At 70.6% G+C, this 13,162-nt stretch carries 11 protein-coding genes; 3 read left to right on the top strand and 8 right to left on the bottom strand.

Going from position 1 to position 13,162, the window contains the following annotated elements:
- Positions 1-53 precede the first annotated feature (53 nt).
- Positions 54-908, bottom strand: a complete 855-nt coding sequence (locus WD341_RS03065) for a DUF1849 family protein (protein ID WP_368423945.1) — start codon at positions 906-908, stop codon at positions 54-56.
- A gap of 105 nt (positions 909-1,013) precedes the next feature.
- Between WD341_RS03065 and WD341_RS03070 the strand changes: the two genes are divergently transcribed.
- On the top strand, positions 1,014-1,979 hold the full coding sequence (locus tag WD341_RS03070; protein ID WP_368423946.1) for a 2-hydroxyacid dehydrogenase: 966 nt from the start codon (positions 1,014-1,016) through the stop codon (positions 1,977-1,979).
- A gap of 248 nt (positions 1,980-2,227) precedes the next feature.
- On the opposite strand, the gene WD341_RS03075 is transcribed toward WD341_RS03070, so the two are convergent.
- Both WD341_RS03075 and WD341_RS03080 read right to left on the bottom strand, forming a co-directional pair.
- Positions 2,228-3,901 carry a methyl-accepting chemotaxis protein gene (locus WD341_RS03075; RefSeq protein ID WP_368423947.1) on the bottom strand — a complete coding sequence of 558 codons (1,674 nt, stop codon included), beginning with the start codon at positions 3,899-3,901 and terminating at the stop codon, positions 2,228-2,230.
- A gap of 79 nt (positions 3,902-3,980) precedes the next feature.
- Positions 3,981-4,565 (bottom strand): hypothetical protein, encoded by a 585-nt coding sequence (locus WD341_RS03080; RefSeq protein ID WP_368423948.1) that lies wholly within the window; start codon positions 4,563-4,565, stop codon positions 3,981-3,983.
- A gap of 484 nt (positions 4,566-5,049) precedes the next feature.
- On the opposite strand from WD341_RS03080, the gene WD341_RS03085 reads away from it, so the two are divergent.
- Positions 5,050-7,464 carry an FAD-dependent oxidoreductase gene (locus WD341_RS03085; protein ID WP_368423949.1) on the top strand — a complete coding sequence of 805 codons (2,415 nt, stop codon included), beginning with the start codon at positions 5,050-5,052 and terminating at the stop codon, positions 7,462-7,464.
- Positions 7,465-7,466: 2 nt separating this feature from the next.
- Positions 7,467-7,922: a YaiI/YqxD family protein gene (locus WD341_RS03090; protein WP_368423950.1), complete on the top strand. Its 456-nt coding sequence runs from the start codon at positions 7,467-7,469 to the stop codon at positions 7,920-7,922.
- Positions 7,923-7,964: 42 nt separating this feature from the next.
- Here WD341_RS03090 and WD341_RS03095 read toward each other — a convergent pair whose 3' ends face one another.
- The 5 genes from WD341_RS03095 to WD341_RS03115 all read right to left on the bottom strand — a co-directional run bounded on the left by WD341_RS03095 (position 7,965) and on the right by WD341_RS03115 (position 13,160).
- Positions 7,965-8,177 (bottom strand): hypothetical protein, encoded by a 213-nt coding sequence (locus WD341_RS03095; protein WP_368423951.1) that lies wholly within the window; start codon positions 8,175-8,177, stop codon positions 7,965-7,967.
- A 95-nt stretch (positions 8,178-8,272) separates the two neighbouring features.
- Positions 8,273-8,482, bottom strand: coding sequence for a cold-shock protein (locus WD341_RS03100; protein ID WP_368423952.1), 210 nt, complete (start codon positions 8,480-8,482; stop codon positions 8,273-8,275).
- Positions 8,483-8,684: 202 nt separating this feature from the next.
- Positions 8,685-10,640: an acetyl-CoA carboxylase biotin carboxylase subunit gene (locus WD341_RS03105; RefSeq protein WP_368423953.1), complete on the bottom strand. Its 1,956-nt coding sequence runs from the start codon at positions 10,638-10,640 to the stop codon at positions 8,685-8,687.
- A 136-nt stretch (positions 10,641-10,776) separates the two neighbouring features.
- Positions 10,777-12,309: an acyl-CoA carboxylase subunit beta gene (locus WD341_RS03110; protein ID WP_368423954.1), complete on the bottom strand. Its 1,533-nt coding sequence runs from the start codon at positions 12,307-12,309 to the stop codon at positions 10,777-10,779.
- 131 nt (positions 12,310-12,440) lie between these two features.
- A complete protein-coding gene (locus WD341_RS03115) occupies positions 12,441-13,160 on the bottom strand; it encodes an ATP12 family chaperone protein (protein WP_368423955.1) in 720 nt (239 codons plus the stop codon).
- Between the last annotated feature and the right edge of the window lie 2 nt (positions 13,161-13,162).

Genomic DNA, 13,162 nt, shown 5'->3' on the forward strand with positions numbered 1-13,162 from the left:
GATTCGCTCGCGAACTCAGCGGTATGAAAGCGGCGCGCCAAGCCGCCAGCGGCTCAACAGTCGGGCGCCGGCAGGGCCTTGAGGTCTGTCAGGCGGGCGCGCAGCGCGAAATCGCCGTAGTCGAAGACGAAGTCGTCGGCGACGCCGTTGCTGTAGATCAGCACTTCCTGCTCGTGGACCGGCGCAGCCTCGTCCTCGCTCATCGAGTAGTAGGCCAGGTGGACGCGGTGCGCGCCCAGGCCGGCGAGCAGCTCGACCCCGACCTTCGGCAGGACCGGATGGGCCTCGCTGTCCGCCATCACCGCGGAGACTCCGGTCAGGCCGTCGTCCTCCGCGGAGCCGTCGAAGACCGTCCGCCACATCTGCGGCTGCTTGCGCTCGGCCATGGCGATCATCTCGTAGGAGTGCCAGGTCGGGAACACGGTGCCGGCGGGCAGCGTCACCTCGCGCTCGACCGGCCGGGCGAACTGCGCGGTACCGCCGGCGCCGACCGCCTCCAGGTTGGCCCGGCCCGAGATCGTCTCGCTCTTGCTTCCGTGGTCGTAGCGGTCGATGAAGAAGCGGTAGGCGCGCCCGTCCTTGGCCTCCCAGGAATCGAAGCTCCAGCCGAAGTCGAGACCCGGTCCCTCGCCCCGCGAGACCTCGACGCGGGTCAGCTGGCGCACGCTCCAGCCGTCGCAGACATCGCGCCACTCGAAGCTGAGGCGGCCGCTCGCCGAGGAGACGTCGCCGCTGCGCGCGCGGTCGAGGCTAAGGGAGTAGGAGGCGCGATGCGGCTCGAAACGGTCGATGACCGCCGCGATCACCGGATCGGCCGGTCCGGGGCCGACCGGAGCGGCAACCCCCGTCGCGGCCAGCGCGCCGAACATGGCGAGCGCGGTCAGACTCGCGGCTAGGAGGCCTCGCATCGCATTCGTCCTTCATTGAGCTCCACAGCCCTCGCTACAACTACTAGGCTTGCGGCAGCGCCGTGACAAGGCGCGGCGGCGACCGGCAACAACAGGGAGAATGCCATGACCGACCGTCCCCTCCTGCTCGTGACGCGCAGGATGCCGCCCGCCGTGACCGAGCGGCTGCAGCGCGACTACCGGGCGAGGCTCAACGAGACGGACGAAGTCTACGACTCCGATCGTCTGGTCGCTCAGGCCGAGGGTTGCGAGGCGATCCTGTGCTGCAGCTCGGAGAAGTTCTCCGCCGAGGTGATCGCCCGCCTGCCCGAGTCGGTGCGCGCGCTGGCGACCTTCTCGGTCGGCTACGAGCACATCGACACGACGGCGGCGAAGGCGCGCGGAATCCGCGTCACCAACACCCCCGACGTGCTCACGGACTCGACGGCCGACATCGCCTTCCTCTGCCTGCTCGGCGCGGCGCGGCGCGCCTGGGAGGGCGAGTCGATGCTGCGTGCCGGCGAGTGGGTCGGCTGGTCGACGACCCAGCTGCTCGGCGTCCACGTCACCGGCAAGCGCCTCGGCATCTTCGGCATGGGCAGGATCGGACGCGCCGTGGCCCGCCGCGCCCGCGGCTTCGACATGGAGGTGCACTACCACAACCGCCGGCGCCTGCCGGCCGACCAGGAAGAGGGTGCCACCTACCAGGCAGACGCCGACGCGCTGCTCGGCATCTGCGATTTCGTCTCGCTCAACTTCCCCGCCAGCCCCGAGACCGAGAACTTTCTCAATGCCGAGCGCATCGCCAAGCTGCCGGACGGCGCCGTCGTGGTGAACTCGGCGCGCGGCACCGTGATCGACGACGACGCGCTGATCGCGGCCCTCAAGTCCGGGAAGCTGGCCGCCGCGGGGCTCGACGTCTACCGCGGCGAGCCGAGGCTCGATCCGCGCTACCGCGAGCTGCCCAACGCCTTCCTGCTGCCCCACATGGGCAGCGCCACGGTCGAGACCCGCGACGCCATGGGCTTCAAGTGCCTGGACAACCTCGACGCCCTCTTCGCCGGACGGGAGCCGCCGGACGCGCTGGTCTGAGGTCCGCCCATCGCCCAGCGGAGGAGCACGGCACCCTGCAGGACCTACCGGGCCGTGCAGAATAGCGCCGCCGGGCAGGAACTCCTGTGCGAGTCATGGGTTACGGCGATGTCCTGCGTGCCGGCGAAGCCGGCCGGAGGACGAACCGGAACGGCGGGGCGCGGCCCCCAACGCGCCCCGCCCTCGGTTCCTCGAGCCGGTGCCGCCCGCCACTGCTCCTCGCGATCCGCTCCCCGCGCTGCCGCCCCTCAGGCGGCCCGCAGCTTGGACAGAAAGCGCCCCAGCGCCTGGTCGAGAGCCAGCGACTGCTCGGCGACGCGCTCCGATGCCACGCGCATCTCCTGAGCCGCGGTGCCGGTTTCCGTCGCGACCTGCCCGGCCCCCACGACATTGCGCGACACTTCGGCGGTGCCGATCGCGGCCTCGCCGATGTTGCGCACGATCTCCTGTGTCGCCGAGTTCTGCTCGTCGACGGAGCCCGAGATGTGGCCCGCGATCTCGCTGACCTTCCCGACGATTCCGGTAACCGTGGCGATGGCCGTGACCGACTGGCTGGTCTCCGACTGGATCGAGGCGATCTGCTGGCCGATCTCGTCGGTCGCCTTGGCGGTCTGGGTCGCCAGGTTCTTGACCTCGGAGGCGACGACCGCGAAGCCCTTGCCGGCCTCGCCGGCGCGCGCCGCCTCGATCGTCGCATTGAGCGCCAGCAGGTTGGTCTGCTCCGCGATGTCCGAGATCAGGCTGACCACCTCGCCGATCCGCTCGGCCGCGCGTGCCAGGGATTGAATCTGGTCGTTGGTGCCCTTGGTCGTGGTCACCGCCTCTTCGGTCATGCGCAGGGAATCCTGGGTCTGCCTGCCGATCTCGGCGATCGAGGCGGTGAGCTCCTCGGCGGCACCGGCAACCGCCTGGACGTTGGCGGAGGCCTCCTCGGAAGCCGATCCGGCCGCCGCGATCTGGCGCGCGCTGCCCTCGATCGCCTCGGTGATCTGATGGGCATGACTCTGCATGGTCTCGGTTGCGCCGGTCAGGCCGTCGAGCACCGCCTTGACGCTGCCTTCCAGCTCCTCGGCCATGGCCAGCAGGCCGGCACGCTGCGTCTCGGCGCTGCGCGCCTCCTCCTCCTCCTGGCGCCGCCGGAGCGCCTGCATCTCGAGGGCGTTGTCCTTGAAGACCTGGACCGCGCGGGCCATCTCGCCGACGTCGTCGCCGCGCCTGCGCTCCGGCACCTCGATGTCGAGCCTGCCGTCGGCGAGGCCCGACATGGCGCCGGTGATGCGGTTCAGCGGTCGGCCGATCAGGCGTCCCGCCATCACCGTAAGCAGGGCGAGCAGCAGGCCGACCCCAGCCAGCGAGACGAGCACGCTCTGCCAGGCCGCGGCGGCGACCGCCCCGTCTAGCGCGTCGGTGCTCCAGGCGATGGCCAGGGTGCCCATCCGGCCGCCGTCCTTGTCGGCGCCGGCCGGCACGGCGATGGCGATGTGCGAGCCCGTCTCGGCGAGCCAGACGCCGCCGTCGGCCTCGGCGGACCGCTTGGCGGCCTCGGCCAAGTCGAAGGACGGCAGGCGGTCGGAATCGTAGCGGGAGACCAGCGCACCGGCGGCGTCGAAGGTCCAGAGCGAGGCGATCGCCGACTCAGGCTGCCCGGTCAAGGGGCGGTAGACCTCCTCGATGGCCTCCGGCTTGTTCCAGCGGATGCCGCCGGCGACGTTGCCGGCGACCAGCTGGGTCACCGTCAGGAACTTCTCCTCACCCAGCTGAAAGAGCGTCTGCTGGGTGCGCAGCAGGCCGACCGCGGCGACCGCCGCGAAGCCGAGCACCACAGCAAGCGCGACGGCGAGGGTCAGCTTGCGGGCGACAGTCAGTCGGGGCCGGCGATGCGTCGCGCCGGTCGCCGGACCGGGCGTTTCTGTACTGCTCATGACCTTCCTCCTCGTCTCAAAGACGGCGCGCCGCGCGGGTCGTCGGCGTCTCGATCGGAATCCCTGGAGCGTAACGACCCTAGAGGGCGTCGACGTTGATGCCGACGGTGATCGCGCCGATCGAAGCGCCGCTCGCCGGATCGACGACGGTCACGCTGACCTGGGACTGGAACATCTGGGTCGACTCGTCGCGCTCGACTCCGTCGACGAAGACCGCATCGGGACCGACGTCGAAGGTCTTCTGGAACTTCGCCTCGTCGCCCTGCCAGTAGTCGGAAGTGACGTCGGACTGGCCGACATTCAGGCCCTTGGCATCCATTACGAAGATCTCGGTGACCAGGCCGCCCTGCTGCTCCTTGGCGCTGTCCAGCCACTGCGACAGCGCGTTGGCGAGGACGTCGTCGATCATGGGCGAAGCCGCAGCGGCGGTCTCGGCACGCCACTGCTGGTCCAGCGCGTCGATCTTGGCCTGATCGTAGCCGCCGGTCTCCGCGTTCTGCGCCTTCACCGCCTCGACCAGCACCGGCTCGGCGATCCAGCCCCTCACGACGGAGTCCGCGAAGGCGGTGATCGGCTCGACGTGCGGCTCGGAGGCCGTCGTCGCGCCGGGAGCCGCTGCCAGGACCGCAACACCGACGAGGGCGAGAAAAGTAGATCTGTTCATGAGGGGTCTCCTTCCAAGGTTATTGCCGGCTCCTGAACTTCTGAATGCATTCCACCAGGAGCACTTCTTCTCATCCTGCGTAATTCGATTTAATATTTTCTGAAGATTCTTAACGATTACTACAATTTTTAGTTGCCCAGGCGCTGGCCATACGCTCACTCACCGGTCGCAGGAGATGCTCGCGCGGAACAGGTCGGAACCCGGGACAAGCGCCCTCCTCTCTTTCGGCCGGGTCTCCAACGACGCAGGCACGGCAGCCGTACCCCGGGTCCAGGGCGTTCTCCCTGGATCTCTCCGTGAGGTTCCGAGCCAGGTTTCGAGCAAGGTCCCGAGCCCCGGCAGCACTCTGAGACATTCGCGCCAGCCCGCCCGCAGCGGCGCAACGTTCGCGTCACGGCCTGTCGGCTTTGCGCTAGATTCCGGCCGGCGGCCATGCTGTCGTCGCGCACGACACTCGCTCGAAAGCCCCGGAGGATTCGTCCCGATGAAGTCGCATCTGCAGGCCGCCGTGATCGGCGGCGGCGTGGTCGGCGCCAGCGTGCTCTACCACCTCGCCAAGCTGGGCTGGCGCGAGGTCGGGCTGTTCGAGCGCTCGGAGCTGACCGCCGGCTCGACTTGGCACGCCGCCGGCGGCATGCACACCATGAACGCCGACCCCTACGTCGCCAAGCTGCAGGGCTACACGATCAACCTCTATCGCACCCTGGAGCAGGAGAGCGGCCAGTCCTGCGGCATCCACCAGACCGGCGGCCTGCTGCTGGCCAGCGATCCAGCCCGCCTCGACTACATCCGCGCGGTCCACGCCAAGGGCAAGGTGCTGGGCCTGGAGCTGGAGCTGGTCGACGCCGCCGAGGTCAAGCGCCGGCTGCCGATCGCCGAGGTCGGCGACATCCTGGGCGCGCTCTACGACCCGCTCGACGGCCACGTCGACCCCTCGGGCGTGACCAACGCCTATGCCAAGGCGGCGCGCTCCTTCGGCGCCGAGGTCTACCGCCATACGCCGGTCGAGGAGCTGACCCAGAACGCCGACGGCTCCTGGAACGTGGTCACGCCGAACGGCACGGTGGTCGCCGAGCACGTCGTCAACTGCGGCGGCCTGTGGGCGCGCGAGGTCGGCGCCCTGGTCGGCCACTCGGTGCCGATCCTGCCGATGGAGCACCAGTACATCCTGACCGACGAGATCCCGGAGGTCGCGAGCTCGCCGAGCGAGATCATCCACGCCGTCGACTTCAAGGGCGAGAGCTACATGCGCCAGGAGGGCAAGGGCCTGCTGCTCGGCACCTACGAGGCCGAGGGCACGCCCTGGTCGCTGAACGGCACGCCGCGCGACTTCGGCCACGAGCTGCTGCCGAGCGACCTCGACCGGATCATCGACCGCATGGAGACCGCCTACAGGCGCTACCCCTGCCTGGCGGAGGCCGGCATCAAGAAGATCGTCAACGGCCCCTTCGCCTTCGCCGGCGACGGCAACCCGCTGCTCGGGCCGGTGCCCGGCTACCGCAACTATTGGATCGCCGCCGGCGTCATGGCCGGCTTCAGCCAGGGCGGCGGCGTCGGCCTGTCGCTGGCCCAGTGGATGATCGACGGCGAGGCCGAGACCAACACCCTGGCCATGGACGTGGCGCGCTACGGCGACTTCGCCAACCGCCGCTTCACCATGCTGAAGGTCAAGGAGAACTACGGGCGGCGCTTCTCGATCACCTTCCCGAACGAGGAGCTGCCGGCGGCGCGGCCGCTGCGCACGACGCCGGCCTACCCGCGCCTGAAGCAGCTCGGTGCGGTCATGGGCGCGCAGTTCGGCACCGAGTACCCGCTGTGGTACGCGCCGGCCGGCACGGCCCCGGTCGAGACCCCCTCCTTCCGCCGTTCCAACGCCTTCCAGCCGGTCGCCGAGGAGTGCCGGGCGGTGCGCGAGCGCGCCGGCATCCTGGAGATCTCGGCCTACGGCAAGCACGAGGTTTCGGGGCCCGGCGCCGCCGCCTTCCTCGACCGCCTGTTCGCCAACCGCCTGCCCGAGGTCGGGCGCATCGCGCTGACGCCGATGCTCAGCGAGAAGGGCCGGCTCGTCGGCGACCTGACCGTCGCCCGTCTCGCCGAGGACCGCTTCTTCCTGGTCGGCTCGGGCGGCGCCGAGGTCTATCACCAGCGCTGGTTCCACCGGCACCTGCCGGAGACCGGCGTGACCTGCCGGGCGGTCACGCGCCAGTGGGTCGGCTTCAACCTCGCCGGCCCGCAGGCCCGCCAGGTGCTGCAGTCCCTGACCGACGAGGACCTCGGCGGCAACGCCTTCCCCTTCCTGGCGGTGCGCGAGATGGCGCTCGGCCTGGTGCCGGCGCGGGTCGGCCGGATCTCCTTCACCGGCGAGCTCGGCTTCGAGATCTACGTGGCGCCCGAATACCAGAACACCCTGCTCGAGATGCTGCTCGAGGCCGGCAAGGCGGTCGATGCCCGCCCGATCGGCATCCGCGCCCTGCAGTCGCTGCGCGTCGAGAAGGGCTTCGGCGGCTGGACCCGCGAGTACAGCCCGGCACACCTGCCTTTCGAGGCCGGCCTCGGCCGCTTCGTCAAGCTCGACAAGGGCGAGTTCATCGGCCGCGCGGCGGCCGCCGCCGAGCGGCAGGCCGGGCCGGCGCGCAAGCTCTCGCTGTTCGAGATCGCCGCGACCGACGCCGACCTCTGGGGCGACGAGCCGCTGCTCGAAGAGGGCCGCTGCGTCGGCTTCGTGACCTCCGGCGCCTACGGCCACAGCGTCGGCAAGAGCCTGGCGCTGGGCTACCTGCCGGCCGCGCTGGCCGAGCCGGGCCGGCGCTTCGTCACCGACAGCCTGGGCAGCGCCGTGACCGCGACGGTGCTGGCCGAGCCGCCCTACGACCCGAGCGGCGCGCGCATGCGCGGCTGAGCGTGGGCAGCATCTACATCGACGCCGACGCCTGCCCGGTCAAGACGGAGGTCTACAGGGTCGCGCAGCGCCACGGCCTGACGGTCTACGTCGTCGCTGCCGACGTCATGGGCGTACCGCGCGAGCCGCGCATCAGGCCGGTCGTCGCCGGGCCCGCCTTCGACGCCGCCGACGACTGGATCGCCGAGCGGGTCGGCCCGGGGGACATCGTGGTGACCAGCGACGTGCCGCTGGCCTCGCGCTGCGTCAAGGCCGGCGCCGCCGTGCTCGGCCCAAACGGCCGCGCCTTCACCGAGGATTCCGTCGGCATGGCACTGGCGACACGCAACCTGATGCAGGATCTGCGCGAGGCCGGCGCGGTCACCGGAGGCCCGCGCCCCTTCTCGGCGCGCGACCGCTCGCAGTTCCTGCAGGCGCTGCACGAGACGATCGAGAAGCTGGCCCGTGCCAGGCGCTAAGGGCGTCGGGCTGGCGCCCGGAGCCGCTTAGCTCTCCGCCGGCTACCCCTGCGGCCGGTCGGTCTCGGAGGCCGGCGGCAGCTCGCCCTCGGCGGCTTCCGGCTGGTCGCCCTCGGGCTCGGGATCGCCCTCGCCCCGCTCCGCCTTGCGGCGCGCGACCTCCTCTTCCTTCTTCTGCAGCTTTTCCTGCTTCTTCTGCAGCTTGTTCCGGTTGCGCTCGGCGCGCTGCTGGTTGTAGTTCGGCTTGAAGGCCATGCCCCCCTCTCCTCGCCGCTCGGGCGATACTTCAAAAAAGGAAAAGGGCACCGGAGACCGGTGCCCTCCTCGCGAACTCGGATGAAACCCCGGCGTCAGACCGCCTTCAGGTTCTCCGCGGAACTCTTGCCACGACGAGGGTCGACCTGGACCTCGTAGGAAACCTTCTGGCCTTCGTTCAGGCTGCCCATTCCGGCGCGCTCGACGGCCGAGACGTGGACGAAGACGTCCGGGCCGCCCGAATCCGGCTGGATGAAGCCGTAACCCTTGGTGGCGTTGAACCATTTGACTGTGCCGACGGGCATCGCAGATCTCCTCTGTGCGTCGGTCGCGCCCCCGACCCTTCCCACGGGTCGGTCCGGCGCGTCAAACTGTGGCATGGATTGGCAGCGTTTCCGTAGCCACTAAGGCACGAGAGTCGGCCGTCCGGACAGAATGACGGTCCAATAATCCGACGGACCGGGCCGGCTCGACAAGCTTTTTCTGCGGCGCCGGGCGGCCCGGCGGCTACTCGAACTCCAGGATCGCCTGGTCGACGGCCAGGGAATCCCCAGGGCTGGCCTTGATCGCCGAGACCCTGCCGTCTGCGGTGGCGCGCAGCACGTTCTCCATCTTCATGGCCTCGACCACCGCCAGCTCCTCGCCCGCCTTGACCTCCTGGCCCTGCTCGACGGCCAGCGAGACCAGCAGGCCCGGCATCGGCGAGAGCAGGAACTTGGAGAGGTCCGGCGGCTGCTTCACCGGCATCAGCTCGAGCAGCGCGGCGACCGGCGGCGCAACGACCAGGGCGAGCAGCTCGGCGCCCTCGAAGGACAGGCGGAAGCCCGGCTCCTCGGCGTCGACCTGGACGACCAGCGAGCGGCTGCCGACGGCGCCCCGGAACAGCGGCGCGCCCGGCTCCCAGGTGCCGCGCAGCTCGCGCTCGAAGCCCTGGCCACGGACCACGACGTCCACGGTCGTGCCCTCGATCGTCACCGGATGCGGCACGCGGTCCAGGAAGACGACCCGCTCGACCGGCGCCGCCGGCGGCGACGCGCGGAACTCGCGGCGCCAGCCGACGAAGGCGGCGACGGCGACCAGGCGGTGCAGGTCGTCAGGGCCCGGCGCGACGCCGGAGAAACCGTCGGGAAACTCCTCGGCGATGAAGTTGGTCGAGAGGCGCCCTTCGCGGAAGCGCGGATGTCCGACGACCGCCGACAGGAAGCCGATGTTGTGCCGGATGCCGCGGATGTGGAAGGCGTCGAGCGCCGTGCGCATGCGCTGAATCGCGGTTTCGCGGTCGGGGCCGTGGGTCACCAGCTTGGCTATCATGGGGTCGTAGAACATCGAGATCTCGGCGCCGGCGCGCACCCCGGAATCGACGCGCACGCCCTCGACGAGGCGGGGCTCGGCGTACTGGACCAGCCGCCCGATCGAGGGCAGGAAGCCGCGCGCCGGGTCCTCGGCGTAGACCCGAGTCTCGATCGCCCAGCCGTCGCGCTTCACCTGGTGCTGGCCGAAGGGCAGGGTCTCGCCGGCGGCGATCCGGATCATCCATTCGACCAGGTCGAGGCCGGTGATCATCTCGGTCACCGGGTGCTCGACCTGCAGGCGGGTGTTCATCTCCAGGAAGTAGAAGTTGCGCTCCCGGTCGACGATGAACTCGACGGTGCCCGCCGAGCGGTAGTCGACGGCCCGGGCCAGCGCCACGGCCTGCTCGCCCATGGCCTTGCGGGTCGCCTCGTCGAGGAAGGGCGAGGGCGCCTCCTCGACGACCTTCTGGTGGCGCCGCTGGATCGAGCACTCGCGCTCCCAGAGGTAGAGGCAGCGCTCAGCGTCGGCCAGCACCTGGATTTCGATGTGGCGCGGCTCCTCGACGTACTTCTCGATGAAGATGCGCTCGTCGCCGAAGGAGCTCTTGGCCTCGCTGCGCGCCGCCCGGAAACCCTCGGCGACCTCGGCCTCGCTGCGCGCGATGCGCATGCCCTTGCCGCCGCCGCCGGCCGAGGCCTTGATCATCACCGGGTAGCCGATCTCGCCGGCGATCTTCACGGCCTCGGCGGCGTCGGCGATCTCGCCGATGTAGCCGGGCACGGTGCTGACGCCGGCCGCCGCCGCCAGTTTCTTCGACTCGATCTTGTCGCCCATCGCCGCGATCGCGGCCGCCGGCGGCCCGATGAAGACGAGGCCGGCCTTCTCGAGCGCCTCGACGAAGGCGGCCTTCTCGGACAGGAAGCCGAAGCCCGGATGGATCGCCTCGGCACCGGTCGCCTTGGCCGCCGCCACGATCTTCTCGATCGAGAGATAGCTCTCGGAGGAGGCCGCCGGGCCGATCGCCACCGCCTCGTCGGCCAGCTCGACGTGCAGCGAATCCCGGTCGGCCTCGGAATAGACCGCGACCGTGGCGATGCCGAGCCGCCGGCAGCTCTGGATCACCCGGACGGCGATCTCGCCGCGATTGGCGATCAGGATCTTCTTGAACATCTCAGCTCCCCCGCTCGCGGCGGCTCCCGGCGCTTGCATGGTTCGACAGGCTCACCATGAAGCGACGGCGACGCCCGGCGCGGGCGGAAGGGTCGCGCTTCACCCTGAGCCTGTCGAAGGGGCGAAATGGCGTGGGTCACAGCGGCAGGTTGTCATGCTTGCGCCAGGGATCCTCGAGCTTCTTCTTCTCGAGCAGCCCGAGCGCGTGGCAGATCCGCCGGCGGGTGCCGTGCGGCATGATGACGTCGTCGATGAAGCCGCGGCTGGCGGCAACGAAGGGGTTGGCGAAGAGCCGCCGGTACTCCTCGGTGCGCTGCTCGATCTTGTCCTGGTCGGCGGCGTCTGCGCGGAAGATGATCTCGACCGCGCCCTTCGGGCCCATCACCGCGATCTCGGCCGAGGGCCAGGCGTAGTTGACGTCGCCGCGCAGGTGCTTCGAGCTCATCACGTCGTAAGCGCCGCCATAGGCCTTGCGGGTGATCACCGTGACCTTGGGCACCGTCGCCTGGGCGTAGGCGAAGAGCAGCTTGGCGCCGTGCTTGATGATGCCGTTGTACTCCTGCGCGGTGCCGGGCAGGAAGCCGGGCACGTCGACGAAGGTGACGAGCGGGATGTTGAAGCAGTCGCAGAAGCGCACGAAGCGCGCGCCCTTGATCGCGCTGGCGATGTCCAGGCAGCCCGCCAGGACCATCGGCTGGTTGGCGACGATGCCGACCGGCCGGCCGTCCATGCGGGCGAGGCCGATGACGATGTTGCCGGCATAGGCGGGCTGCAGCTCGAAGAACTCGCCCTCGTCGACGACCTTCCCGATCAGCTCCTTGATGTCGTAGGGCTTGTTGGCGCTCGGCGGCACCAGGGTGTCGAGAGAGAAGTCGTCGCGCTCGGCCGGGTCCAGGGTCGCGCGCCTGGGCGGCGCCTCGCGGTTGTTGAGCGGCAGGAACGACAGGAAGCGCCGCAGCTCGAGCAGCGCCTCGACGTCGTTCTCGTAGGCGAGGTCCGCGACCCCGGACCGGGTCGTGTGGGTAATGGCGCCGCCCAGCTCCTCGTGGGTCACGGTCTCGTGGGTCACGGTCTTGACCACGTCGGGACCGGTCACGAACATGTAGGAGCTGTCCTTGACCATGAAGATGAAGTCGGTCATCGCCGGCGAGTAGACCGCGCCGCCGGCGCAGGGCCCCATGATCATCGAGATCTGCGGCACGACGCCCGAGGCGACGGCGTTGCGCAGGAAGACCTCGGCGTAGCCGGCCAGGGAGTCGACGCCCTCCTGGATACGCGCGCCGCCGGAATCGTTGATCCCGACGACCGGCACGCCGAGGCGCATCGCCTGGTCCATGACCTTGCAGATCTTCTGGGCGTGGGTCTCGGACAGCGAGCCGCCGAAGACCGTGAAGTCCTGGCTGAAGACCATGACCGGGCGACCGCCGACCCGGCCGTGGCCGGTGATCACGCCGTCGCCGGGCACGCGCTGCTCGGCCATGCCGAAGTCGACGCTGCGGTGCTCGACGAACATGTCCCACTCCTCGAAGGAGCCGGGATCGAGCAGCACCTCGAGGCGCTCGCGGGCGGTCAGCTTGCCCTTGCCGTGCTGGGCCGCGATGCGCTTCTCGCCGCCGCCGAGCCGGGCCTGGGCGCGCCGCCGTTCCAGCTCCTCGAGGATCTCCTTCATCGGCGCGTCGTTCCCTGTCCTGCCGCCTGGGCCGGCCCGCCCCGGGGGGCAGGCCGCTCCGCCGATAGCATGGGCGCGCCGCCTCCGGCAAGGCGAGGGGCGGGCGCGGGCGCGCGGCAGCCGGCCGGGCGCTAGACGGAGGGCGCGTCGAGCAGGCGCAGGAAGCCTTCGGCGGCCTCCAGCTCGGCCCGCAGGCCGGCGCGGCGCCTGGCGGCCTCCTCGTCCGCGCCCCAGCGCTCCAGCCCGAAGGATTCGTCGAGCTCGGCGGCCTCGAAGGCGCCGGCGGCGTCGAGCCGGCCCTCGGCGAGCGCCAGGCCGACGACCAGCGAGCCCGCCACCCGCACGGCCAGGGCCAGGCCGGCCAGCCGCCAGTCGTCGCGCCGCTCCAGGGCGCGCCGCAGGGCGGCCAGGGAGTCGGGCGGCTGCGGCACGCTGGCCAGACCCGCGGTGACGACCAGGGGCGCGTCCTGGGCCAAGGCGGCCCAGTCGAGCAGCGGCTGCCAGGTCGCCTTCTGGCGCTCGACCAGGGCGGCCGGGTGGTCGGCGCGGTAGCACAGCAGCTCGTGCTCGGCGAAGCCGGCCAGCTCCTCGACCACGGCCGGGCGCTGGGCCGGGATCAGGTCGAGGGCGCTGCAGGCCAGGGCGGTCAGCGGCATGCCGTTGGGATCGATGCTCTCGCCCTGGCGGCGCCACTCCTCGGCGACCGCCTCGGCAAGCGTGGGATGGGGAAGCAGCAGCGGCGCGCGCAGGGGCGTGCGCACCGGCCGCCCGTCGAGCTGGACGAGGTGGCCGGCCGCCTCGCGGGCGACCGTGACCGTCTGGTAGAAGCGCTTCCTGGCCTGGGAGGACATCC

This window comes from Tistlia sp. (assembly GCF_040905785.1).
GTDB lineage: Bacteria > Pseudomonadota > Alphaproteobacteria > Kiloniellales > DSM-21159 > Tistlia.